This window comes from Amycolatopsis sp. NPDC003731, from assembly GCF_053586895.1.
Genome location: NZ_JBSFNC010000056.1, coordinates 22,863 through 46,950, shown reverse-complemented (window position 1 = coordinate 46,950; position 24,088 = coordinate 22,863). Strand labels below are relative to the sequence as shown.

Below are 24,088 nucleotides of genomic sequence, written 5' to 3'. Positions count from 1 at the left end.
TCTTACCCCGTTCGGCGCAGTGCCGCTCAGTCAGCCGTCGGCCGTCGCCCGACCGTCCCGGTCACAAACCGTCACGGGGCCGAGCCGCGGCAGCCTGGCCGGAGTAAGCCTCAGCGTCATCTAGCGGCCAGTGCTCACTGCCCCGGCGAGCCCGGGCGGGCCGGGGCGTCGACACCGTCCTGCAGACGGCCGACATAACGGATCTCGAATGCGGATTCCGCCCGCTGCACCATTATTTTCAGCACCAGACCCGGTTTCACCATAATCATGAAATTGCCGGGATCGTGCGGGTCGCCGAAAATGTCGTAGATCAGAAAAGCAGACCCGTCGCCCACAGCGAACAATGCCTCGTAGACGACGTTCCGTTCGGCCTGTGTCGCCGACTCGGCCCAGTCCTCGAGCACCTGCACTCCCGCGGTGAGCTGGAGGCGCATCGCCATCCGCCGGCCTCCCAACCGAACTTCGGCCGGACGCCGGGCGCGCACGGCGAGTCCCGCCCCGCACTCCGGCCCCGGTGAGGTTCCAGTGTCCCGCCCTCGCGGTGACCGCGTCATCTCTGTGCGTGCGCCGGACCGGCAGGCGCGCGCCCGTGACGCGGCACCCGCCCGGCCGCCGGACGTTCAGTTGTAACCGAGAACGATGTGCTCACGCAGGTACTCCCGCTCGGCCGGCGCGGCCGGTTCCCGCGGCGAGTCCGCGCGCGGGCGGCCGCTCGGTTCGGCCGGCTTCCGTCGGGCCGGCCCTTCCCGGCCGGCAACGCCGGAGCTGTCATGGCGTTTCCTCCGTTCTCCCTCCCCGGCCCGGAAAGCTCACGAATCAGACGAATCTCGCCGCATTCCGGGATACCGGCCGTCGAGTGGCCGAGGCGGTTCGACGGCAGCGGTTCAGCGCGAGGGCGAGTGCCTCACCGCGGCGTCCGCGCGGTGACTTCCGCTCACGCGGCATCCCGCAGCCGGACCTCGTAGTCGTGCTCCATCTCGGCGACGAGGTCGGACCAGACGATGCCCCGCCCCAACCGGGGCATCGGCCGGGCCTGCCAGGCGTCCGGCACGTCCGTCAAGGCCGTCGGGGCCGTGTCGGAGCCGGGCCGGATGGGCTCGATGGCGTCGCTGGCGGTCATGGCAGGACCCTCCTCGGTCGGGACGGTCCCGGCTCGGCCGGGACCGCTGTCGTCGTCATGGGCACAGTGGGCAGGGCGGCCGCGCCGGCCTGCCGGTCGGTGAGGCGTCCGGTCGCGTGCAACCAGGCGACCGTGTCGCGCACGGTGCGGGCCACCGGCCGCGCCGGGACGCCGGCCCCGGGCGCGTCCGCGGCGACGGGCACGGCGGAGGCGCAGACGTAGAGCGCGCCGTACTCGGCCGGGATGTGCCACGGCCAGCCGCGCTGCAGCAGGTCGGCACCCCGGCCGACCGGGAACATCGCCCGCGCCGGGAGGAACGCCGCGGGCAGGCGCCGCCCGGTCGCGGCCCGGACCACGGCGAGGTACTCGCGGGTGGTCAGGAAGTGGCCCGGCCCGAAGTACCCGTCGCCGGGCACGCCGTCGAACAGCCGCGCGTGCAGTTCCGCCGAGTCGCGGACGTCGCCGATCGGCAGCCCGCCCGACGGCCAGATCGGCATCAGCCCGCGCAGCAGGTCCCGCAGCCGCGCGTTCTGGTCGCCCAGGTGCGGGTCGTGCGGTCCGAGCAGCGCCGGCGGGTGGGTGACGGTGACCGGGACGCCGTCGGCGCGGTGCGCACGGGCGATCCGCTCGGCCTCGGCCTTCGAGGCGAGGTAGGCCTCCCGCGGGGTGCCGACCGGGCTCGCCGCCCCGATCGCCGGCCCGGCCGCCGGGTACAGCGCCCCGACGGTGGAGACGTGCACGATCCGCCCGGTGCCCGCCCGGCGTGCGGCGGCGAGCACGACTTCGGTGCCGCCCGCGTTCACCCGCCACAGCTCGGCCCGGCGCCGGCTGTCGAAGGTGTAGACGCCCGCCGCGTGCAGCAGCGCGTCCGCACCGTCGACCAGCCGGGCGACGGCGGCGGGGTCCGTGACGTCGCCGGCCACGACGTCCACAGTGGACGGTACGGTCCGGGCGGGGTCGCGGGCGAGCAGCCGCACCCGGTGCCCCCGCCGCAGCAGGGCCGCGACCGTGTGGGTCCCGAGGAAGCCGGTGCCGCCGGTGACCGCGATCAGCATGACGTTCGCCTCCCTCAGGCCGCGCGGGCCCGCCCGTCGATCCGGTGGTAGCCGCCGCCGTAGAAGACGAGCGCGTGTTCGCCCTCGCCGCGGCTGGTGGCGACCACCCGGCCGAGGAAGATCGAGTGGTCACCACCCGACACCACCTCGGCGAGCTCGCATTCGAGCCAGGCCAGCGCGCCGTTGAGCAGCGGCGCGCCGGTCAGGTCGCCCGCCGTGTAGCCGACCGCGTCGAACTGGGCGATCCCGTCGGGACGGCGCCAGTCGGCGAAGTACTTCGACAGCTCCTGCTGCTCGGCCGCGAGGATGTTGACCCCGAACGAGCCCGCGGTGACGATCGCGGTGTGCATCCGGGCCGCCTTGGACACGCAGCACAGCACCATCGGCGGTTCCAGCGACACCGACGAGAACGCGTTGGCGGTCATGCCGTGCGCGCCCTCCCCGCCCGCCGTCAGCACCGTCACCCCGGTCGCGAACTGGGCCATCACCTGCCGCAGGCCCGGCTGGACGGAGAGGCCACTGCGGGCGCGTGACGTCCGCAGCCGGTTGAGCACGGGAGCCCCCTCGGAAGGCTCTGCGTCGTGGCCCACGTCAGACTCCCTTGCCGTTGACCGCGGCCGTCGCGTAGGGCACCAGCGCTTCGCGCAGCTGCTCGGGGACCCGGGACGGCACGGTGGCCGTGTTCGGCCCGCGCATGCAGGCGATCCGCTGCCGGCCCCGCGCCACGAGCCGCTCCTCGCCGTCGGTGGTGAGGTGGACGTAGTCGAAGGCGAACTGCACCTGCGTCGAGGTGAGTTCCTCCAGCCGCATCCGGATGGACAGCTCGTCGAACGCGGTGATCTCCGCGAAGAACTCGCACTCCACCTTGAGGGTGAACAGCTTGAGGTCTTGGCGAACCTCTTCGAGCACCGCGGGCGCCTTCTCCTTCAGGAACATTTCCCGGCACCGGCCCTGCCAGCGCACGTAGTTCACGTAGTAGACGTTGCCCACCAGGTTGGTCTCTTCGAAGCCGACCGTGTGGCGGATCTCGTAGTAGTCGGACATCTCAGTTCCCCTCTGCCTGGAGCACGGCGAAGACGATCGGGGCGGTCCGGTCGTTGACGGTGGTCGACCAGGTGGCGATCCGGGCGTTCCCGGAAGCGAGCAGCGCCCACCCGTCGGCGTCGACCTGGCGCACGGTCAGCGCCTGGGTCATCGACCCGGTCTTGCGCACGCACTCCAGCGCACTCCACACCCGGGTGTTGGCCACGCTGACCGGTTCGCCGGTGTCCGCGGCCAGCAGCCGGCCGAGGGTGAGGAGTTCTTCGCCGAGCAGCCCGGCCCAGTCCTCTTCGCTGCGCTCGATCGCCGTCTCGATGTCGCAGGCCACCGGGCTGGTGCCGGCGACCGCGAGGGTCAGCTGTGCGGTGTGCGACGCGGTGATGTGGACCCCGCCGTCGCACTCCGGCTTGCCGTCGGGGCGGTACCGGATCTCGACCGGCCGGTCGAGCGCCCGGCCCGCGGCGAGCGCCGTCTGCGCCCTCCGCTCGGCGATGCCCTCGGCCGGGCGCCCGGCCGGGTCCGGCTCGAGCACCACCGACCGCGTCCCGCCGAGCAGGCGCTCACAGGAACGCTCCACATAGGACCCCAGCATCGAGGGGACCCACGGCCCGGCGCCGTCGCGCTTGCGGACCGCGCGCAGCTTCAGGCCTTCCCACCGCTCGACCAGCGTCCCGTCGGGGTTGCGCACGTCGAGGTCGTAGACGTAGCTGTCACCGTCCTGGGAGCGTTCCTTCGCGTCCAGCAGGACGTATTCGTCGTGCTGCCGCCCCGGCTCGGCCAGGTACAGCTTCTCGATGCCCTGCGGCAGCAGCGTCGCGTCGGGGACGCAGCACTGGATCGCGTGCATCATCGCGTCCCGCGTGCCGGGGTCGGCCAGCAGCCGCTCCTGGGGCAGGAAGGGCGCGAACCACGAGAAGTCCGCGCTGGTCGCGATCTCGGCGACCGCGTGCCGGGCGCTCGCCCGCCGGTAGCCGAGGACGCGCTGGAACCGCTTGCCCTGGAACAGGACCGAGCCGTACAGCTCGCTGATCGGCTCCACCGGGACCGGCGGCAGCGCGACGTCGCGGGCGGCCTTCTCCCCCAGCTCGGCCGGCCGGGCGAAGCTCAGCCGCGCCCGGAAGTGGTCCGCGCTGAAGCCGGTCTCGTCACTGCGGATGACGACGTCCACGGTGTCGGCGTCGCGAGCCAGCGTGGCCAGCCGGACCGTGGTCGACCCGCCGGGCGAGACGATGATCGGCCGGAGGAACTCGACGTCGGAGAGCACCGGGGTGCCGGTGCGGTCCAGCGTCGCCGCCGCGGCCTGCGTCATCGCCTCCATGCCGAGCACCGCCGGGAACAGCAGCTGCCCGTCGAGCAGGTGGTCGGTCAGGTACGGGTCGGCCCCGTCGGACAGGTCCGCCTCGGTGATCAGCTCGACACCCGGGTAGTGCACGATCGCGCGGTCGACGAACCGGGTCAGCGGCAGCTCCCGCTTCCGGATCGGCAGCGTGGGCAGGCCCGCCGTGCGGCCGCACACCACCAGCACCGGCGGCGCGGCCGGGTCGGCCAGCACCCGGCGGAGGACGGCGATGCCCTCCTCGGTCGGGATCGGCGTGATGCCGTCGCGCATCAGGGCGCTGACCACGCCGAGCTTCTCGCCCATGCCGGTGCCCGACCAGACCGACCACTCCAGCGCGATCGCCCGGGCCTTCGGGTGTTCCTGGCCGAAACGCAGGGTCAGCTCGGTCATCCAGTCGTTCGCCGTGGCGTAGTGCGCTTCCCCGCGCAGGCCGGCCCGGCCGATGATGCTGCCGAAGGTGACCAGGAGCTTGATCCGGTCCTGGTCGACCGCGGCGAGCACCGCGTTCAGGCCGCCGATCTTCGGGGCGAGGGTCTTGCGGAAGCTGTCCTCGGTCAGGCTGAAGAGGGCAGCCGGCTCGTTGCGGCCCGCGCCGTGCAGGATCGCGGTGACCGGGCCGAGTTCGGCCTCCATCCGGGCGACCGCCGCGGCCACCTGCGGGGCGCTGGTGACGTCGGCGCGCTCGTAGCGGTAGCGGATGCCCACCGCCCGCATGCGGTCGAGGTTCTCCGCCAGTTCGCTGTCGGACTCCGGGTCGCTGCGCCCGAGCAGGGCCAGCCGCGCCCCGGAATCCTTGGCGAGCGCCAGCGCGCTCTCCGCCGTGATGCCCTTGCCACCACCGGTGACGAGCAGGACGTCGGTCGCGTCCAGCGAGTCGCGGATCGGGCCGGGCTTCGGGGCGGGCAGCGCGGACAGCCGCGGCACCGTGCGCCCGCCGTCGGCGCCGTAGCGCGCTTCGGTGAAGTCCGTGGTCGCGGCGACCTCGGCCACCACCGTGGTCACGGCCGACGCGATCGCGTCCACAGTGGACGGCTCCGGGTCGGCGAGGTCGATGATCGTCGTCTTCGCCGACGGGTCCTCCAGGTGCAGGGTCCTGGCCAGGCCGGCCGCCCCGTAGCCGTGGTGGACGACCACGAACCGAGTGCCGTTGGGGGCGGCCATGACCGCGCGGCCGGCTTCGAGGAACAGGCCGACGTGGCTGGCGTCGCAGTCCGCCGGCAGGCAGAGCAGCACGCCGTCCCCGGCGCCGGACCGCGCGAGCGCGGCCTTCAGCGGTTCGGCCAGCGGGTGCCGCGGCGTCGCGAACACCTGCCAGTCGGCGTTCCCCGCCCCCGCGGTGAGGTCCGCAGCGGGCCGCGGCGCGGGCACGTACTCGACCGCGAACGGCCGGACCCACGGACCCACGCCGGGGGCCTCACCGGCGGCGGTGTCGGCCGGTTTCGCCGTCTGCGCCAGCTCGTCGATCATCTCGGCGAGGTCGCCGAGGCACACCGTCGCGAAGTTCGGCATGCCTTCCAGCGCGGGGCGGCCCAGCGCCCGGGTGACGTCGTTGACCAGCTGCCCGACCGTGATCGACGACAGGTGCAGGTCGTCGAGCGGGTGCGTGTCCGCGGTGACCGCCTCCAGGGGCAGCTCGACGCGCTCGGCGGCGAACCGGCACAGCAGGTCCAGCGTCGAACCGGCGTCCCCGCCGGACTCCTCGGCCTCGGCCGCGGCGGCCTCCGCCTTCTCCGCGGCCAGCTCGGCGGCCAGCTCGCTGTCGATCGACGCCCCCGCCTCGCACGGGCTGGCCAGGAAGGTGAACTGGCCGTCGGCGGGCAGGGCGCGGACGATCCGGCCTTCGAACAGCGCGTCCACCGAGATCTGCGCGCCGAGCGCGAACACCGCGCCCACGACCCGCAGCAGGCCCTGCAGCGACGCGTTGTCCGTGTCGATCGCGAGCACCGGGGTCTCCGGCGCGATCTCTTCGAACAGCCCGGTCAGCACCCGGCCGGGCCCGACCTCGACCACCAGGTCGCTGCGCTCGGCCACCTTGGCGGCGGCCTCACGGAAGCGGACCGGCAGCACGATCTGGTCGCGCAGCAGCCCGGGCAGGTCCTCCGCGGCGTGCAGCATGTCCCCGCTGACCGTCGAGACGACCGGCCGCTCCAGCCGCGCGAAGCCGAACTCGGCGAGCCGCTCGGTCATGGCGTTCGCGGCCGGCTCGACGGCGGGCGAGTGGAAGGCGTGCGAGACCTTGACGCGGGTCGCGGTGACCCCCTGGGCCTTCGCCCGGGCGACGATCCGGTCGATCGCCCCGGCCGGCCCGGAGATCACCGTCTGCTCGGGCGCGTTGTACCCGGCGATGACGACGTCGTCGCCCAGGCCCAGCTCCTCGACCCGGCCGGGCGAAGCGGCGATGCTCGCCATCGCGCCGGTGCCGTCGCCCACGGTCGTGGCCATCACCTTGCCGCGGATCGTGGCGAGCTTCAGCAGCGCCCGCTCGTCGAGCGCGCCGCCCCAGTGCAGTGCGGTCAGCTCGCCGAGGCTGTGGCCGGTGGCCGTCGACGCCTCGATGCCGAACGAGCGCAGCACCCGCAGCGCGGCCAGCGAACCGGTGACGATCCGGGGCTGCGCCACCTCGGTGGCGACGTGGTCGCCGGTGGTGGGCAGCGCGGCGGCCCGGTGGATCTCGTCCGCCACGGCGAACCGGCGGCGCAGCGCCCCGTCGCCACCGCGGCCGGAACCCTGGCCGGGGAACAGGTAGCCGATCTTCGGCGCGGAGCCGCGGCTGCTCGCGAAGATGCCGTCGGCGCTGTCGAAGACCGAGTCACCCGAGTCGAGCTGTTCGAGCAGCTTGGTCAGCTTCCGCTCGGCGTGCTCGGGGTTGGCCGCGACGACCGCGGCGCGCACCGGCTTGCCGGACACGTCCTTCGCCAGCGTGCCGGCCAGGTCGGTCAGCTCGGCGAACGACAGCTTCGGCACGGTTTCCAGCACCGCGGCGATGTTCCCGCGCAGGGTGGCGAGGTCGTCGGCGTCGAACAGCAGCAGCTCGGCGTCCTGGCGACCGGCGACCAGCGAGCGGGCCCGCTCGTCGAGTTCCCGGCGCCGGGGTGCGGTCGGCGCCTCGGTGACCGTGACGTGGGAGTTGATGCCGCCGAAGCCCATTGCGGAGACACCGGCGCGGACCGGCTGGTCCTCCGGCCACAGCGTCGCCTCGCGCGGGACGTACATCCGCGCCGAGGAGCCGGTGAGCGACTCGTGCGGGGTGTGGTGGCCGGTCGCGGGCGGGATGACCTGGTGGTACACCGCCAGCGTCGCCTTGATCAGGCCGGCGACCCCGGCCGCCGCCTTCGTGTGGCCGATGTTGCCCTTGATCGTCGACAGCGCGGCCTGCTTGGCCAGCGGGTCGGCGTCGCGGCGGGCCGTGGACAGCGCCTCGATCTCGGTTTCGTCGCCCAGCGCGGTGCCGGTGCCGTGGCCCTCGAAGTAGGAGACGGTCTCGACGCCGTAGCCGGCGCGGTCGTAGGCGCGCTTGAGGGCCAGCCGGTGCCCGGACGCCCTGGGCCGGGTGATGCCGCCCTTGCCGTCGGACGACACGCCCCAGCCGCCGATCGACGCGTAGATCCGCTTGCCCTGCTCCAGCGCGTCGCTCTCGCGCATCAGGACCAGCATGCCGGAGCCTTCACCGGGCCAGAAGCCGTTCGAATCGGCGTCGTAGACCTTCATTTCGCGCTTGGCCAGCGCGCCGGTCTTCGCGAAGCCGATCACCTCGAACGGGTCGATCGACAGGTCGACCCCACCGGCGATGGCGAGGTCGAGGTCGCCCTGGACGAGCGCGTTGGCCGCGGTCACCACCGACAGGAGCGAGGACGAGCAGGCGCCGTCGACGGTGTAGCCGCCGCCGGCGAAGTCGAAGTAGTTGCAGACCCGGCCGGCGATCGTGTTGGCCAGGCCGCCGGCGAGCGTGTCCTCGTTGATCTCGGGGAACGGCTCCTTGTACTGGACTTCGAGCTCCCGCAGGAAATTCGCGGTCTCCTCGTCCTCCCAGCCGCGGGTGGTCAGCGCCGCCGCGACCGTGCGGCGCACGTACGGCCAGCGCAGCCGCATGATGTTGGCGCGGGAGAACTCACCGGTCAGGCTGTTGCCGATGACGACGCCGGTGCTCTGCTTCGGGGCGCCTTCGCCGTCACCGAACCCGGCGTCCGCGAGGGCCTCCGCGGCGACTTCGAGGGCCAGCCAGTGTGTCGTGTCGGTCGCCCGGAAGGTGCTGCCGGCGATCTTGTGGGTCACCCGGTCGAACTCGTAACCCCGCAGCACGGCCGCCTTCTGCGAGTAGAAGCGATCCGCCGCCTTCGGGTCGGGCGAGTAGTAGTCCGCCCGGTTCATCCGCTCGTCCGGCAGCCTGCGGAACGCCCGCCGCCCGGCCAGCACGTTTTCCCAGAGCTCCTCCGGAGAACTCGCGTCGGGGTACCGGAGACCGATACCGACGATCGAAATCCGCTCTACGCTCATGCCACCGCACTCCCACTGGCTCTCGAGCCCCATACCATCGGAACCGTCCGGTCCGGTCCCCGCTGATCACCGGTGTTCTGCCGCTGCCCGTGCCCGGAACGTCAGCACGACCGGACAACGACCAGCAATGTCCACAAAGGAATTCAGGCGTCGAACTGGCCGGGACGGCGTCCCGCCCCGGCCGGCCCGCGATAGGCCTGGGCGATGTCGAGCCACTGGTCGGCCAGCGTGCCCGTCGCCCGCACGTCGAGGTCGAAGCGGTGCCGCCGCCGGGTGACGAGCAGGCAGAAGTCCTCGGCACTGCCGGTGACCCGCTGGGCCGCGTCCTCGGGCCCGAACGCCCAGCGCGCGCCCGAAGGCGCGGTGAGCTCGAACCGGAACTCTTCCGCGGGCGGCGTCAGGTTCCGCGCCTCGTAGCCGAAGTCCCGGACCCGAACGGAAAACCCGGCGATGTGCCGGATCCGGTCGGTGCGCTCGCGGCGCACGCCGAGCGCGTCGGCGACGTCCTGGCCGTGGGCGAACACCTCCATCATCCCCGCGCACGCCAGCACGTACGGCGGCAGCGGGTTCACCAGCCACGGCACCAGCTGGTTCCCGGGCACGGCCGCGAGGGCCTTGAGCCCCGCGTCCCGCTCGGCCCGCCAGCGCGTCAGGAGCACCTCGGCCGGGTCGTGGACGTAGTCCTCCAGCGCGGCGTTGACCGCGGCCTCGAACCCGCCGGACAGCGACTTCGTCATGGCGACGAACGCCTCCGGCTGCGCCGCCGACAGCCCCGCGATGCGGAAGATGAACGCGAGGTGCGCGATCTGGTGGCGGACGGTCCAACCCGGCGCGGGCGTGGGGGTGTCCCACTCCGCCTCGGTGAGCCCCGCGACGAGCGCGTCCACCTCGGCGGCCTCGGCGGTCAGGTCGGCGATCACGCCCGTGGTGTCAGTCACCTGTCTGTCCTTTCCCCGATGCGACATCTTCTCCTGATCGATCATCACCGTTGCGACCTGGGAAGTCTTCTCTTCGCGGGCGGAGTGGAAGCCGGTCGCCCGCCGCCACGGCCGCGGTGAGCGCCGCCCACGACACCAGCTCGACCACCTCGCGGTCGTCCGTCCTTTCCGGACTCAACGCGGCGATGTCGGCGGCCGTCACCTGGTAGGCGGATCGGGCGGTCAGCAGGGCGACCCGGCCGGCGGCGCGTTCCTCCGCCGGGAGTTCGGCCAGGACCGGCTCCACCCACGCGCGGCTCAGCCCGGGCGGTGTCCCGTCCCACGCCTTGAGTTCCCGGCGGACGAGCTCCCGGACGCGGGACGGCACCGAGCGTTCCCCGGCGGCCTCGATCGCCGCCGCGGCACGCGCGAAAGCGTCGGACAGGACGCCGTCCGGCCCCGGCGCGGCGGGCAGCAGGTCCAGCGCCTGCCCGGCCGGCGGCGCGGCACCCGGCTTGAGCAGGAAGCCCAGCACGGCCTTGGCCTTCGCCCGCGCCGTCGGCGGAACGGCCTCGGGCAGCGGCGACGGTCCGAGGAACACGCTCACCACCCGGTTGAGGTAGTGGAACGCGACAGCCACGGCCGTGAACTCCGCCGCGGCGTCCTCGGGCACGTCCGCGGGCAGCCCGCCGTCACCGCCCGCCCACGCCGTCAGCGCGCGCAGGCCGCGGTCCGGGATGGCCGCGGGGTCCCCGGCCTCGATGGCCGCGGCGGCGGCCGGCTCCCCCAGCGTCCCGAGCGCCATCGCGTGCACTTCGACGCAGTACGGGCACGAGTTCGCCGCGGACACGGCGGCCGCGACGGCCTCCTTGCCGGCCCGGCTCGCCGCCCCGCTCGCGACCAGCGACTCCCGCAGCATCAGCCACGCCGCGGCCAGCACCTCCGGCGACGCCGAGTGCAGCGCGATCGGCGGGGCGAGCATCCCGAAGTCCCGCTCGACCTGCCGGTAGACCTCCCGCACCAGCCCGCGCGCCCGCCGCGGCCGCACCACGTCGACGTAGCGCACCTCCCGCAGCGACCGCCGCAAGGCAACCCGCACCAACCCCGCCGCCATACTTCCTCCTCAGCCCCTCGGGCGCGTGTCGTCCGTCCAGGTACGCGAGTCGTCCGTCCGGGTACGTCAGTTCCCGGCGACCAGGTCCAGTTTGGACACCGCCCGGCGGCCCGTGATCGAACCGTCGGGGGCCGGCGCGCCGTACTTGACGTCGACGTCGCGGGCCTGCAGGGCCCGGACGATGCCCGGGATCGACCGCTCGGCGAGCGCGGCGATGGTCATCGCCGGGTTCACCGTCAGCGCGCCCGGCACCGCCGCGCTGTCGGTGACGAAGATGCCCGGGTGGTTGCGCAGCTCGTGGTTCGGGTACAGCGCCGACGTCGCCGGGTCGTCACCGATCCGGCAGGACGCCAGCGGGTGCACCGTGTACGCCCCGACGACGTCGTTGGTCCACGGCGCGACCTTCGCCAGGCCGTCCTTCTCGATGATCGCCTTACAGTCCGCGTCGGCCAGCGCCCAGCCGCGCCGGGTGTTCGTCGTCGGCTCGTAACGCAACGGGCCGCGGCCGAGCATCTGCTGCGAGATCCGGTAGGCGTTCCCGGTGGGCGGCGGGGCGCCGAACACGCCTTCGTTGTCGTCCTCGGTCATCAGGAAGATCGTCAGCCAGTTGGCCCACTGCTTGAGGATTTCCTTCTTCTCCGCCCCGAACCAGCGCGGCTCCTCGCCGCCGGGCACCTGGGCGAGGATGGTGCCCAGGCCCGGCGGGAAGTACAGCTGCTCCAGCGAGTACCGCTCGTACTCCGGCAGCGACCCGTCGAGCTTGTCCCAGTTCGCGACGGTCGGGCCCTTGCCGATGTGGTTGGCCGAGTACACCGGGCCGTCCTCGCGGGACAGTCCCAGCACCTCGCGGACGCGGTCCTCGTCGATGATCGCGGTGTTGAGCCGCTCACCGTTGCCGGAGAAGTACCGGCCGACGCCGTGCGGCATCGTGCCGAGCGCGGCCTCCGAGCGCTGCAGGATCACCGGGGTGGCCCCCGCGCCGGCGGCGATGATGACGACCTTCGCCTCGATCACGCCGCTGCCGGTGTGGATCCGGTAGTCCTCTTCATCGATCAGGTCGAAGTAGACGCGGTAGCCGCCGTCGTCGGTGCGCTCGAGCCGCTGGACCTCGTGCAGCGGGCGGATCTCCGCGCCGTGCGAGAGGGCCGCGGGCAGGTAGTTCGTCAGCATCGAGCGCTTGGCGTCGAACTTGCAGCCCGCCATCATGAAGTTGCAGTTGACGCAGGTGTCGTTGTCGACCGCGACCGGCGCCGGGTTGGCCGTCCGGCCCGAGTGGTTGCAGGCCGCGGCCCACAGCCCGCCGGCGTAGGAGACGTCACTCCAGTCCTGTTTGGACACGGGCAGCGACTCGTCGACCCGGTCGTACCACGGCTCGAGCGAGTCGCGGTTGATCACCCACGGCCACATCCGGCGCCCGATGCTGCCGTGGCGCTCGAAGACGAACTTCGGCGCCCGCGGCATCGCGGCGAAGTACACGACGCTGCCGCCGCCGACGCAGTTGCCGCCGAGCACGCTCATCCCGTCGCCGACGACGAAGTCGAACGCCCGCGTGTAGGACGAGCCGAGCAGGTAGTCGTGCTCGAAGTCGGCCGAGGCCAGCCACGGCCCGCGCTCCAGCACGGTGACCTTGGCCCCGCCGGCGGCGAGGTGGTAGGCGGGGATGGACCCGCCGAAGCCGCTGCCGACGATGACGACGTCGGTCTTGTCGATGGCAGTCATGCGGGGCTCCCGGAAGGCGTGGTGTCGGGGTGGAGCTCGGCCAGCTTGCGGCCGTAGCCGTACTTCGGGAACCGCCAGAACCCGTCGGCGTCCGGTGCGGTGTAGCCCAGCGCCAGCAGGCCCGGGTGCCCCTCGCGGATGGCGTCGGCGGTGTGCTTGTGCGCGGCGCTGTCGAAGGCCATGTTGCAGAACAACGCGAGGCTGACCCAGCCGTCCTTCTCCGGGTGGCCGGGCGCGGTCAGCCGCCGCACCAGCTCGCGGCGGTGCTCGTAGGGCAGCGCGACGAACGGCGGGACGTCGTGATCGAGCGACAGCTCCGCTTCGCCCGCGTAGGCCTTCGCGTGATCGTTGAGCGACTGCGCGAGGTAGGGCAGGCCGACGGTGACGCCGGTCGCGTCGAAGTTCAGCAGCTCGAGCGCGCCCGCCGCCACCGCGCCGGGGCCGGGCGCGGCCCCGGCGATCGCCCGGTCGTCCTCGTTCCGCTTCTCCCCCGGCAAGATCGTGTCCGCGTAGGCCTCGAGGGTCAGGTTCTTGACGCGTTCTTCTTCGGTGGCTTCGGGTTGCACCGGCCTACCTCCTCATCGAATGTCCACAGTGAACTCAGGCGGCCTCGGCCCGCCGCACCCGTTCCCGGCGGTGCACGGTCATCGGCAGCCCGCCGCGCACCCGCAGCGAGAGCATCGCTTCGGGGTCGACGACCTTGCCCGGCACCTTCCGCAGCACCAGGTCCCGCGCCGCCATGGCGAGCACGAACACCGCCTCCATCACGCCGAGGCTGTTGCCGATGCAGAACCTCGGCCCGGCGCCGAACGGGATGTAGGCGTAGCGCGGCGGCCGTCCGGCCGGGTTCGCCGGATCGAACCGGCCGGGGTCGAACCGCTCCGGGTCGGTCCAGAACCCCGGGTGCCGGTGCAGCGTGTAGGGCACCACGACGACGTCGGAGCCGGCCGGCACGTGGTACCCGCCGATCTCGTCGTCGGCCTGGGCGATCCGCGGCAGCAGCCACACCGGCGGATACAGCCGCATGACTTCCTCGACCACGGCCACGGTGTAGGTGAGCCGCCGCAAGTCCTCGTTCTCGGGCAGCCGGTCACCCAGCACCTCGACGGCTTCGGCGTGCAGCCGCTCGCCGACGTCGGGGTGCTCGTCGATCAGGTGGAACGCCCAGCCGAGCGTGCTCGCCGTCGTCTCGTGCCCGGCCAGCAACAGGGTGATCAGCTCGTCCCGCATGCGTTCGCGCGACGCACCCTGCGCGGACCCGGACGCGATCAGCCGCGACAGCACGTCCTCGCCGTTCTCGACCGGGTCCGCCAGCCGCTGCTCGACGAGCTCGTCGGCGATCCGGCGCAGGTCGTCGCGCGCGGTGCGGAAGTGCAGCTGCTTCTTCAGCGGCACCCACTGCGGGATCGCGCTCAGCGTGACCGCCTCGAACATGGCCTGGTCCTGCACGGCCTCGAACGAGTGGCCGAGCGTTTCGTACCCGCCGAGCTCGGCGTCGAGCAGCGTCTTGCCGAGCACACCGAGGGTCAGCCCGGTCATCTCGTGCAGGATCTCGACCGGCCCGTCGTGCGCGGCCAGCCGCTGGATCAGCGCGTCCACTTCGGCCGCGACGACGGCGGCCTGCCGCGAGATCCGCTTCGGCTGGAACACCGGCTGGATGGTCCGCCGCTGCTCGCGCCACGTCTCGCCGTCGCTGGTGAGCAGGCCGTCGCCGAGGGCCCGGCGGGCCTCCTGCAGGCCGATGCCCTTGTGGTAGTTCGCGGCGTTGTCCGCGAGGACGTGCTTCGCGAGGTCCGGGTGGTTCACCAGGTACATCGCCTTCGGGCCGATGGCGATGCGGACGACGTCACCGTAGGCCTCGGCGTTGTCGCCCATGAGCGCGAGCCGGTCGGTGAAGAGCTGCTTCAGCAACCGGAGGGTCGCCCGGCGCGGCGGCCCGGGCGGCGCGGGGTGCGCCGCCCGGGCTCGGTGCTGGCGGCCGGTCATGCCGCGACGGCTCCCGGCTTCTCGCCGCCCGCTTCCGCCGGCGCGGGCGCGAGCTCCAGGTTCGCCTTCTGCTCGGCCTGCTCGGCCTCGAACTTGATCCGCGCCTTGTTCGAGAAGTGCAGGGCCCACAGGAACATGCCGCGGATCAGGCAGACGGTCGCGGTGGCCAGGAAGAGCCCGTAGGCCACGTGCACGGCGGTGAAGAAGCCGTACGCGAGCGCCACCCCGGCCCCGAAGGCGAACTGCGAACCCGGCTTCGACGGCGACGTGCCCGGGTCGGTCACCATGTAGTTGGTGTAGAGCACGAACGCGACACCGGTGGCCATCGCCAGCGCGCCGGGGATCGACGTGCCGAAGAGCCAGCCGCGGACGACGGCCTGGATGACGAAGAAGCTCAGCCAGCCCGCGATGAGGAACATCCGGCCGGTCAGCAGCGCGTTGAGCACCGTGCCCGACACGAGGATGATGCCGACGATCAGCCAGCCGCCCCAGGTGGGGATCTGCTCCGTGAAGTGGTACGGCGGGGCGATGCTCGCCCACGGGAACACGAGCAGGATGATCGTGATGCCGAAGTTCGACGGGTTCATGTAGTGCCGCATCCGGCCGTACACCGGTGCCTGCAGGATCCACTTCGCGCCGACCGCGACGACCACGCCGAAGATCATCACGAGGATCCGGTCGTTGACGTAGGTCAGCATGTTCAGCGCGAGCCCGGTGATGTGCGCCGGGAGCAGGAACTCCATGAGCCCCTTGAACCCGTTGCCCTTGAAGCGGACCGCGCGCGAGGTGACGCGGGCGTTGATGATTTCGAGCAGGATCTCCGTGGTGTACGCGGTCGCCAGCGCGACGAACGGGTACAGCCACGGCTGCTCGAAGCCGAGCACGGTGTAGCCGACGATGTTGAAGATCGTGATCGAGATCGCGAAGCGGCGCAAGGCGGTGACGACCTTGTCGGTGCGCTTCGGTGGCGCGGTGTCCACTTTGGTCAGAGTCGGGGTCGCCATCACGTCACATCGCTTCCTTCGCCGTGGTGCCGAGCTGGTACATGTGGCAACCGGGTTCGAGCTTCAGGTTCTGGGTCCGCAGCTGCCCGGTCCGGTCCCGCCACTGCAGGTGCACGTCGAGCGGGCCGCTGACGTCGTGCCCGAGGCCGATCTGGACGTCGAAACTGCGCCGGCCGGCCTCACCGCTGCTGCCGTCGACCCGGCCGAGGTACTTCTTGCCGTCCGCCGTCGTCACGGTGGCCTGGGCGCCGATCGCGGGCGGGCCGGCCGCGGGCAGCGGGCCGGGCGCCACCGGGGCGTCGGTGGTCAGCTTCAGCTGCAGGTACTTGCCCGGGTTCGGGCTGTCGTTGTGGTAGAAGATCGGCGCCTCGTACTGCCGCGCCACCGCGAACTCGGGCAGGCCGTCGCCGTCGGTGTCGCCGACGGCGATGCCGCGGGTGGGCACCGGGACCGCCAGGCCCAGCTGCGGCGCGAGGTCGGTGTACCGGCCGTCCGCGCTCTTCACGAAGAAGTGCAGGGTGTGGTCGCCGCCGATGTCGTCACCGGCGCGGGCGTTCGGCCACCAGAGCGGGTTGGACAGCATGCCGTCGTGTGCCGTGGCCAGCTCCTGCAGGTTCGGCCAGCGGTTGACCTGCCCCTTGACGAACCCGGTCGCCTGCGCGATCTGGTTCTCGCCGCCGTTGTTGAAGTCCTGGATCTTGACGTCCCAGCCCCAGCCGGACCAGGCGGTCCCCTGGCTGCCGCTCACGTCGTCGAACGGCGCGACCCCGTCCTGCAGCTGCTTGCGCAGGTCCATGGTGTTCTTCGCGGTGTTCATGAACTGGAAGTTCGACTCTTCGATGCCCCACGACGTGGTGATGTTGCTGACGAACAGGTCGTACAGCCCGTCGTGGTTCAGGTCGCCGAAGTCGACGCCCATGCCCTTGAAGGAGTCGTTGCCCAGCACCTTCGACTTCGGGTCGGTGATCCCGCGGACGCCGGTGACCTCGGCGAGCTCGATGTGACCCGGCGTGGACTTGTTGTAGAGCAGCCGGTCGTGCCCGAAGTCGTTGGCGATGTAGAGCTCCGGCAGGCTGTCGCCGTCGATGTCGGTCGCGCTGGAGGCCAGCGTCCAGCCGTAGCGGGCGACTTCCGGGATGCCCTGCGAAGCGTCGACGTACTGCGCGCTCGGGTTCGCGCCGGACGCGGCGCCGGTCCAGCGGTAGATGTACTTCGCGCCCGAGTTCAGCGCGTGCGACATCGACTGGTTCATCGTGATGCCACCGTCGGCGTTCGGGTCGAGGACCCGGCTGTCCGGGAAGTAGTTCCCGATGAAGATGTCGACGTGCCCGTCACCGTCGAAGTCGCCGATGGTGGCGGAGTCGGTGTTCCACATCGGGCCGTTGTACTTCCCGTCCGGGCCGCGGTGGTTGCCCGCCACCAGCTCGACCGGCTGGAACGCGGCCGCGTCGAACTTCGCCGCGGTGGCCTTCTGCAGGAACAGCACCGGCGTGCGGCCCCAGTAGTAGGCCAGCACATCGGTCCGGCCGTCTTCGTTGTAGTCACCGGGGACGCAGCCCATCGGCGCCATGTAGTCCCACGTCGGCAGCACCGGCGCGGGGTCGAGCTCGAAGGGCGCGTACCGCGGGCCCGAGTCCGGCGACGGCGTGATGACGACCTGGTCGCTGCGGGTGTCGACCAGGCAGAGGTCGTTGGCCTTGCCGCTGCCGCTGATGTCGTTGAGCGCGATCGCGGCGCCGACCGAGGAGATCCACGCGGCGATGTCCTTGTACTGCTTGTTCACCGTGCGGATCGACTGCGCCTTCTTCGCCGCGGGCAGCGCGATCGACATCGGGGTGAAGTGGAACTTGCTCGCCATCGAGTCCTGCTCGGCGGCGGAGACGCTGGGCAGGCGCGCGACCAGGAACAGGGTGAAGATCAGCGCCAGCGCCACGATGCCCGCCAGCTGCTTGCGCAGCAGCCGGCCCAAGGTCGCGGTCATTCGTGCACACCTCCGTGCGTCAGGACTTCCTCGGCGATCCGCCGCCGCCAGGTTTCGAACGCCGGGACGTCGTCGCCGTCGACGACCACCTCCGGCCGGACCTCTTGGGTGATGGCCGCCGCGCGCTCGGCCGGGAGCCCGCAGATCGCCCGGGCCGCCATCTCGGTCTCCGGGATCATCAGGCCCGAGCGCACCCGGCACTCGGCCGCGAACGCGCTTCCCTGCGCCAGCGGCCCGTGGTGGATGCCGGCCCGGTCGACCAGTTCCCGCAGCTCGTCGGCCGTGACGCCGCACGCGTAGGTCGAGGCCAGCCCGACCCCGGCGTACAGGTCGCCGTGGCGCGACTCGGGGAACTCCTCGATCGTCTTCGTCACCAGCTCGACGTCGGTACCGCAGATGAACCACAGCGCCCGGCCGATGCCCTGGTCGATGGCGCGCAACGCGTACCCGTCGTAGCGCTTGTCCGGCCACGAGAAACCCGGCTCCTGGTACTGCTGCCGGATGTACTGGTCGGTCTTGAAGTACGCCTGGTGGAAGCCGTAGCCGTCGAGCACGAGCCAGCGCAGCAGCGGGTCGAACGCCGAGGCCTTCGGCCACGCGAACCGCGGGAGCCGGCACATGGCCCAGCCGACCCCGACGTAGATGATGTAGTCGTGCTTCTCACCGGGTCCGGCCAGGAATTCGGCGATGTTCGTGCTCTTGCCGAACGGCAGCCCGTCGAGGACGCCGTACCCCATTCCCGCGCCTTCGTAGGCGAAGCCGCGGAACTGCGGTGGGATGCGCTCGAGCCATTCTTCGGCTTGCTCGACCGAACGCGCCTCGACCGCGTGTGCGTACCCGAGGAGGAACTTCTCCCCGATCGTCTCGAGCCGTTCTTGAGCGGCTGGGCTCTTCCGGTGGAAGCCCCGCTTTTCCAGCGAGGTCTCCGAAACGTTCGGTGTCAGGATGCGGCGTCTGAGCGCGCGCCAGCCATTGCCCAACGCACTCTCCCCCTAACGGGTCGAATGAGACTTGGTTCTGCTCGTCTGTTCCACGGTCACAGATCCGCTGGTCGGCGGTCTACTCCACGGTTGCGTGAGATCACCGCTCAGCTCGCCCGTCGCGCGGCGGCGGGACGGAGCTCTTCCCGGATGCGTTCCCGCCACAGCTCGTAGGGCGGCACCGGCCCGTCGTCGCCGTCCGCGCGCTCGGTGCGGTCGGCCAGGTTCTGCGCTTCCTGCACGGTCAGGTCGACCAGGGCACCGCACGCGAGGTGGGTGTGCGCCGGGACGTACCCGGAATAGGTCCGCGCCTTCACCGCGAACACCACGCCCAGGCCGAGCTCGTCGTGGTACCCGCCGGCCGCCCGGCGCAGCCGCGCCAGCCCGAGCTCGTCACTGCCGCCCGCGAACGTCGCGGCGAGCCCGATCCCGCTCCACAGGTCGGCCCGCCGGTGCTCGGCGAACCGGCCGGCCGCGGCGGCCACCGCGTCCGGGTTCCCGCCGTGGATGAACCACAGCGCGCGGCCGACCCCCTGGTCGAACGCGCGGGGGAAGTACTCCGGGCGGCCGGCCCACGGGTAGGGCTCCGGGGCGGCCTGCCGCTCCACCCACTTCCCGGTGTCGAAGTAGGCGCGGTCGAAGCCGTAGCCGTCGACGGCGAGCCAGCTCATCACCGGGTGGTAGGCCACCCCGGTCAGCTCGGGCAGCATCTTCTTCCACAGTGGACGCGGCAGCCGCGCCATCGCGAACCCGATCCCGATGTAGGTCAGGAAGATGTGCGGACGGCCCGGTCCTTCGAGCAGCTCGCGGGTCCGGTCCGAGCCGCCGCCGGGCATGGCGTCGAGGATGGAGTAGCCCATCGTCGCGCCCTCGTAGGCGAACCCGCGCTGTTCGGGCTCGATCAGCGCGAGGCGCCGCTCGATCTCCCACAGCGACGCGCCTTCGATGGCCCATTCGAACCCGCACACGACCGCCTGCGGCACCGCTTCCAGGCGGGCCGTGGCGTCGGTGTGCACCACCGGGAACCCGCGCTCGGCGAAGCCGACGGACGCGAGGGAGGGAGCGAGCACGCGCTTGCGCAGCACGCCGAGCAGAGTCGACATCCGGATCTTCCTGTCGGTCGGGGGAAGGGGCTCAGGCGACGGCGCGCAGGTGCGGCCGTTGCGTGGCGAATTGCTGCCGGCTCGACGGCGTCGGCCGGGACGCCAGGGTGAACGCGATCGGCGGGTCGGTCAGCGCGGGCCGCCGCAGCCGGACGGTGACGCCCGGCGGGTCGAACGGCGACACAGCGGCCGAGGCGGTCCCGACCGTGAAAGCGGGGCCGCTCTTGGCGTGCATGCTGTGGTCGGCGATCGCAATCACGGTCCAGTTGCCCTCCGGCACGCCGTGCACGGTCAACCGCCCGGACCGGGTGTTGGCCGAGCCGCCGAAGGCGACCGGGCCGCGCTGCGGCACGTTGTCGGCGAACACGCCGACGAGAACGGTGGCCGGGGCCGCGTCGTCCGGCAGCACCAGGTCGACGTCCAGGTGGCCGGTGCCCATCGGCTGCGAAGCGCAGCCGGCTTCGCGCAGCGACTGCTGCGACGGCAGCCGCTGGAAGTACGCCGAGTGCGCGACGAGCAGCTCGCCGACGTCCGGTTCGCGGTACTCGGTCGGCGTCATGCCGACAGCCCGGACGAACCGGCTGGTGAAGGTGCCGACGCTGCTGTAGCCGACGCTGCAGACGATGTCCGACACGGTCAGGGAAGTGGTCAACAGCAGCCGTTTCGCCTCGAACAGGCGCACGGCCGTCAGGAACCGGCCCGGGGTGACCCCGGTCGCCTTCGCGAAGATGCGCGAGAAGTGGAAGGGGCTCACGTACACCTCGGCGGCCAGCGCCGACAGGGTGATGGGCTCGAAGTAGCGTTCGAGCAGCAGCTCGATCGCCCGCAGGATCGCCGGCTGGACGGCTTGTTCGCGTCTGAGCCGGTCCGCGTTCTCCGGTGGCTCGCCGGCCTCCCGCTGCGCCCCCGGGGACGAAACCGATCGCAAGATCATCAGTCCAACCTCGAATTCCTCCGCTTGGATTTCCCTCGCCGCCAGGTAAGACGCCGGATGTCGCGGGTCGGTGGACGACCGATCGAGCCTCGACGGAGACCGGAAAAGGCGCTGTCGGCGGGGAACGCCGAACCCGTGCGAAGGGCACGGCTCCCGTCGTGCACTTCGCACGGATCCGTTGTGAAAGCTGCTCCGACACGGCGAGTGAGCACCGGCCTTCCGCCGTTCGCCCGGCCGGGCGGCATGATCCGGACGGCCAATCCGGCCGGGCCGGGAGTCCGCGGCACGCGGCCGCGAAAAGTGCGGAACGCACGGGTCCGGGCGGAGAAACACAGTTCGACTCTGGTGGGCGGCTCACTGGCCGCACCCCGGCCGCTCTGTCACATTCGAGTGTGGACAGCCGGGGGATCGACGGTACATCGGGAGTACATCGGTCCTGACGCGGCACTACTGGGGAGCCGGCACACGGCTGCACATTGGAGGCGTTCGGCAATGTACTCCGAAACTAGGCTAGCGGCCGGGGCAGCCCCGCGGCCACGGGAACCATCCGAAAGTGTCGTCCGCTTCACTGTCCTCGGCCCGCTCGGCCTCCTGCGTGACGGCGTCGACTACGCGCCGACGACACCGAAGGTCCTGCAGCTGCTGGCCTTGCTGGTGGTCCGGCCGGGCCGGCTGGTCCACGCCGACTCGATCATGCAGGAGCTGTGGGCCAGCGACCCGATCCGCACGGTGCGGACCACCCTGCACACCTACGTCTACCATCTGCGGCGGTGCATCCAGCAGAACGGGCTCGCGGAGAACGCCGACGACATGCTCGTCACCAAGAACCCGGGCTACGTCTTCCGCATCGACCCCGCGCAGGTGGACGTCTTCCGCTTCGATCGGCTGCAGCAAGAAGGGCAGGTCCTGCAACGGAACGGGCGGCACGACGACGCGGCGGGCCGGTTCCGCGAGGCGCTGGCCCTGTGGTCGGGCCCGCCGCTGGCGAACGTCTCTTGTGGACCGGTGCTGCAGTCGTACGTGACCCAGCTGGCCGAGCAGCACCGCACCACGCTGCACCTGCTGGTCGAGGCGGAGATCGCCAGCGGACGGCACCGCGAGCTGATCGGCGAGCTGCGGTCGCTGACCGGGGGCAACCCGCTGGACGAAGCACTGCACGGGCAGCTGATGCGGGTGCTGGGCCGCAGTGGCCGCCGGTCCGACGCGATGGCCGTGTACCGCGACCTGCGCCGCCGGCTCGCCGAGGAGCTGGGCGTCGAGCCGTGCGACGACCTGCAGCTGCTGCACCGCGAGCTCATCTCCGAGGGCGACCACAACAACCAGTTCCACCCCACCGCATGAAGTGAGGACCGATGACCGCACAGACCCGCACCTGTGGCCAGTTCTGCGGAGTGGCCCGCGCGATGTAGCTCGTCGGTGAGCGGCACGACCGCGGCCGGGTCCTCCTCGACGTGATCGGCGGCCGGACGAGCGCCGCGGAGGCCGTCCGCACGGGCCGCATCGCGAACAGCTCCAGGCCGGCCGGCCTGGAGCTGTTCGCCCGGCTCTTCCGCGTCACCGCGGCACCTTCACCGCAGGAGGGCATCGTCGTCCACTGAGGACAGTGCCGTGCCGGGCCGCGGCAACCGCTCGGCCCGGCCACGCGCGCGAGTCACCCCAGCCGATCGGCCCGCCCCAGCAGATAACGCTGCTCGGGCCGGCTCGCGGTCGCCTCCGCCGCGCGGCGGTAGTGGGTTCGGGCGGCTTCGTGGTCGCCGGCCAGGTCCAGCAGGTGGGCCCGGGTCGCGTCGAGGCGGTGGCTCTGCTTCATCCGGCTGTCGTCCGCCAGGGTGGCCAGCAGCTCCAGCCCCCGTTCCGGCCCCTCCGCCATCGCGATCGCGATCGCCTGGTTCAGCGTGACCACCGGGCTCGGCGCGAGCTCCTGGAGCACCGCGTAGAGCTGGACGATCTGCGGCCAGTCCGTGGTCTCCGCGCTGGGCGCTTCGTCGTGCAGCGCGGCGATGGCCGCCTGCACCTGGTACGGGCCGACCGGGTGGCGGCCCAGCGTACGGCGGACCAGGCCGGCGCCCTCGGCGATCATCGCCCGATCCCACCGCCCGCGGTCCTGCTCGGCGAGCGGGACCAGTTCGCCTTCGGGACCGACCCGCGCAGGCCGGCGTGCGTCCGTCAGGAGCATCAGTGCGAGCAGGCCCGCCACCTCGCCGTCGTCCGGCAGCAGCGCGTGCACCCCGCGGGTCAGGCGGATCGCTTCGCGCGCCAGCTCGGGAGCCTGGAGGTCCGTCCCGGACGTGGCCGCGTAGCCCTCGTTGAAGATCAGGTACAGCACCTGCAACACGACCCGAAGCCGCTCCGCGCGGTCGGCCGGGTCCGGTTCGCCGAACGTCGAGCCTGCCGCCGCGATGCTCTCCTTCGCCCGCGTGATGCGCCGGGTCATGGTGGCTTCGGGCACGAGGAAGGCCTTGGCGATCTGCGCCGTGGTCAGCCCGCCGACCGCGCGCAGCGTCAGCGCGACCTGCGAGGGCGGGGAGACCGCCGGGTGGCAGCAGAGGAAGAGCAGGGTCAGCGAGTCGTCCTCGTCGGACGGCCGGTCGTCGTCCGGCCCGGGCGCCACCACCGGCTCGCGGACCGCGACGGACTCCTCCCGCCGCCGCCGCGCGCTTTCGCTGCGCCAGTGGTCGGTGAGCCGCCGGGTCGCGACGGCGACGAGCCAGCCATACGGGTTGTCCGGCACGCCGTCGGCGGGCCACTGCTGCGACGCGGCGAGCAGTGCCTCCTGGACGGCGTCTTCGCACGCGTCGAACTGGCCGTACCGACGCACGAGCGCACCGAGCACCTGGGGCACCAGCGGCCGCAGGCGCTCCCCGACGGACGCGCTCACCCGCCGGTGAACCCGGATTCGGTTTCGGCGTCGGCGAAGAACACCACCGGCCGGACCTCGATGCCGAGCCCCTTGATCCCGGCGTCCGGGATCATCGCGGCCACCTCGTGGGCGCGCTCGGGCGAGGCGCACTCGACCAGGTAGAACCCGGCCAGGAACTCCTTCGACTCGATGAACGGCCCGTCGGTCACCGCCGGGACCCCGTCGGTCACCCGGACGACGGCGCTGCGGGCCGGGGCGTCGAGGGCCTGGGTGCTGATCATCTCCCCGGACTCCCGGATCCGGCGGATGAACTCGCCGTGGCCGCTCATCACCTCGTCCCTGTCCTGCTCGGACAGCGCCTCCCAGACGTCGGGGTTCATGTACATCGCCAGCAGGTACTTCACGTGTCCTCCCCGGATCCGGCCTTGCCGGTCCCGAACA

The 24,088-nt window shown here is 72.0% G+C and carries 20 protein-coding genes; 2 read left to right on the top strand and 18 right to left on the bottom strand.

What is annotated here, in order from left to right:
• Positions 1–134: 134 nt before the first annotated feature.
• The 16 genes from ACWDN5_RS23645 to ACWDN5_RS23570 form a co-directional block, all read right to left on the bottom strand.
• Complete coding sequence (locus ACWDN5_RS23645; RefSeq protein ID WP_310972100.1) at positions 135–440, bottom strand: DUF6235 family protein; 306 nt, start codon at positions 438–440, stop codon at positions 135–137.
• Between the two features lie 494 nt (positions 441–934).
• Positions 935–1,120, bottom strand: a complete 186-nt coding sequence (locus ACWDN5_RS23640; RefSeq protein ID WP_310972097.1) for a DUF6222 family protein — start codon at positions 1,118–1,120, stop codon at positions 935–937.
• Entirely contained in the window at positions 1,117–2,175 is a 1,059-nt protein-coding gene (locus ACWDN5_RS23635; protein WP_449677803.1) for an NAD-dependent epimerase/dehydratase family protein, read from the bottom strand. Before ACWDN5_RS23635 ends, ACWDN5_RS23640 begins: the two co-directional genes overlap by 4 nt.
• Positions 2,176–2,189: 14 nt before the next feature.
• A complete protein-coding gene (locus ACWDN5_RS23630; RefSeq protein WP_449677802.1) occupies positions 2,190–2,765 on the bottom strand; it encodes a flavin reductase family protein in 576 nt (191 codons plus the stop codon).
• A 1-nt stretch (position 2,766) separates the two neighbouring features.
• Positions 2,767–3,219: an acyl-CoA thioesterase gene (locus ACWDN5_RS23625; protein ID WP_310972091.1), complete on the bottom strand. Its 453-nt coding sequence runs from the start codon at positions 3,217–3,219 to the stop codon at positions 2,767–2,769.
• 1 nt (position 3,220) lies between these two features.
• Positions 3,221–9,049, bottom strand: a complete 5,829-nt coding sequence (locus ACWDN5_RS23620) for a type I polyketide synthase (RefSeq protein WP_449677801.1) — start codon at positions 9,047–9,049, stop codon at positions 3,221–3,223.
• A 143-nt stretch (positions 9,050–9,192) separates the two neighbouring features.
• Positions 9,193–9,987, bottom strand: a complete 795-nt coding sequence (locus ACWDN5_RS23615; RefSeq protein WP_310972088.1) for a TIGR03084 family metal-binding protein — start codon at positions 9,985–9,987, stop codon at positions 9,193–9,195.
• Complete coding sequence (locus tag ACWDN5_RS23610; protein ID WP_449677800.1) at positions 9,980–11,080, bottom strand: carboxymuconolactone decarboxylase family protein; 1,101 nt, start codon at positions 11,078–11,080, stop codon at positions 9,980–9,982. Before ACWDN5_RS23610 ends, ACWDN5_RS23615 begins: the two co-directional genes overlap by 8 nt.
• A 66-nt stretch (positions 11,081–11,146) precedes the next feature.
• Entirely contained in the window at positions 11,147–12,799 is a 1,653-nt protein-coding gene (locus tag ACWDN5_RS23605) for a GMC family oxidoreductase (protein ID WP_310972086.1), read from the bottom strand.
• Positions 12,796–13,365, bottom strand: a complete 570-nt coding sequence (locus ACWDN5_RS23600) for a DUF5987 family protein (RefSeq protein ID WP_449677799.1) — start codon at positions 13,363–13,365, stop codon at positions 12,796–12,798. Before ACWDN5_RS23600 ends, ACWDN5_RS23605 begins: the two co-directional genes overlap by 4 nt.
• Before the next feature lie 34 nt (positions 13,366–13,399).
• Positions 13,400–14,785: a cytochrome P450 gene (locus ACWDN5_RS23595; protein ID WP_449677798.1), complete on the bottom strand. Its 1,386-nt coding sequence runs from the start codon at positions 14,783–14,785 to the stop codon at positions 13,400–13,402.
• Entirely contained in the window at positions 14,782–15,789 is a 1,008-nt protein-coding gene (locus ACWDN5_RS23590; protein WP_191307820.1) for an enediyne biosynthesis protein, read from the bottom strand. The genes ACWDN5_RS23595 and ACWDN5_RS23590 overlap by 4 nt, the downstream gene beginning before the upstream one ends.
• A gap of 4 nt (positions 15,790–15,793) precedes the next feature.
• Positions 15,794–17,770, bottom strand: a complete 1,977-nt coding sequence (locus ACWDN5_RS23585; RefSeq protein ID WP_449677797.1) for an FG-GAP repeat domain-containing protein — start codon at positions 17,768–17,770, stop codon at positions 15,794–15,796.
• The gene (locus tag ACWDN5_RS23580; RefSeq protein WP_310972078.1) at positions 17,767–18,750 is read right to left on the bottom strand and encodes a DUF1702 family protein; all 984 of its coding nucleotides are present in this window, start codon (positions 18,748–18,750) and stop codon (positions 17,767–17,769) included. Before ACWDN5_RS23580 ends, ACWDN5_RS23585 begins: the two co-directional genes overlap by 4 nt.
• Before the next feature lie 107 nt (positions 18,751–18,857).
• Positions 18,858–19,853 carry a DUF1702 family protein gene (locus tag ACWDN5_RS23575; protein WP_310972077.1) on the bottom strand — a complete coding sequence of 332 codons (996 nt, stop codon included), beginning with the start codon at positions 19,851–19,853 and terminating at the stop codon, positions 18,858–18,860.
• A 31-nt stretch (positions 19,854–19,884) separates the two neighbouring features.
• Entirely contained in the window at positions 19,885–20,787 is a 903-nt protein-coding gene (locus ACWDN5_RS23570; protein WP_310972075.1) for an AraC family transcriptional regulator, read from the bottom strand.
• A gap of 492 nt (positions 20,788–21,279) precedes the next feature.
• On the opposite strand from ACWDN5_RS23570, the gene ACWDN5_RS23565 reads away from it, so the two are divergent.
• Both ACWDN5_RS23565 and ACWDN5_RS23560 read left to right on the top strand, forming a co-directional pair.
• On the top strand, positions 21,280–22,128 hold the full coding sequence (locus ACWDN5_RS23565; protein ID WP_449677796.1) for an AfsR/SARP family transcriptional regulator: 849 nt from the start codon (positions 21,280–21,282) through the stop codon (positions 22,126–22,128).
• Positions 22,129–22,238: 110 nt separating this feature from the next.
• Complete coding sequence (locus ACWDN5_RS23560) at positions 22,239–22,385, top strand: hypothetical protein (protein ID WP_449677795.1); 147 nt, start codon at positions 22,239–22,241, stop codon at positions 22,383–22,385.
• Positions 22,386–22,438: 53 nt separating this feature from the next.
• Here the strand turns inward: ACWDN5_RS23560 and ACWDN5_RS23555 are convergent, their stop codons facing one another.
• A complete protein-coding gene (locus ACWDN5_RS23555; RefSeq protein ID WP_310972071.1) occupies positions 22,439–23,665 on the bottom strand; it encodes an RNA polymerase sigma factor in 1,227 nt (408 codons plus the stop codon).
• Positions 23,662–24,051 carry a YciI family protein gene (locus ACWDN5_RS23550; protein WP_310972070.1) on the bottom strand — a complete coding sequence of 130 codons (390 nt, stop codon included), beginning with the start codon at positions 24,049–24,051 and terminating at the stop codon, positions 23,662–23,664. Before ACWDN5_RS23550 ends, ACWDN5_RS23555 begins: the two co-directional genes overlap by 4 nt.
• Positions 24,052–24,088: the final 37 nt, after the last annotated feature.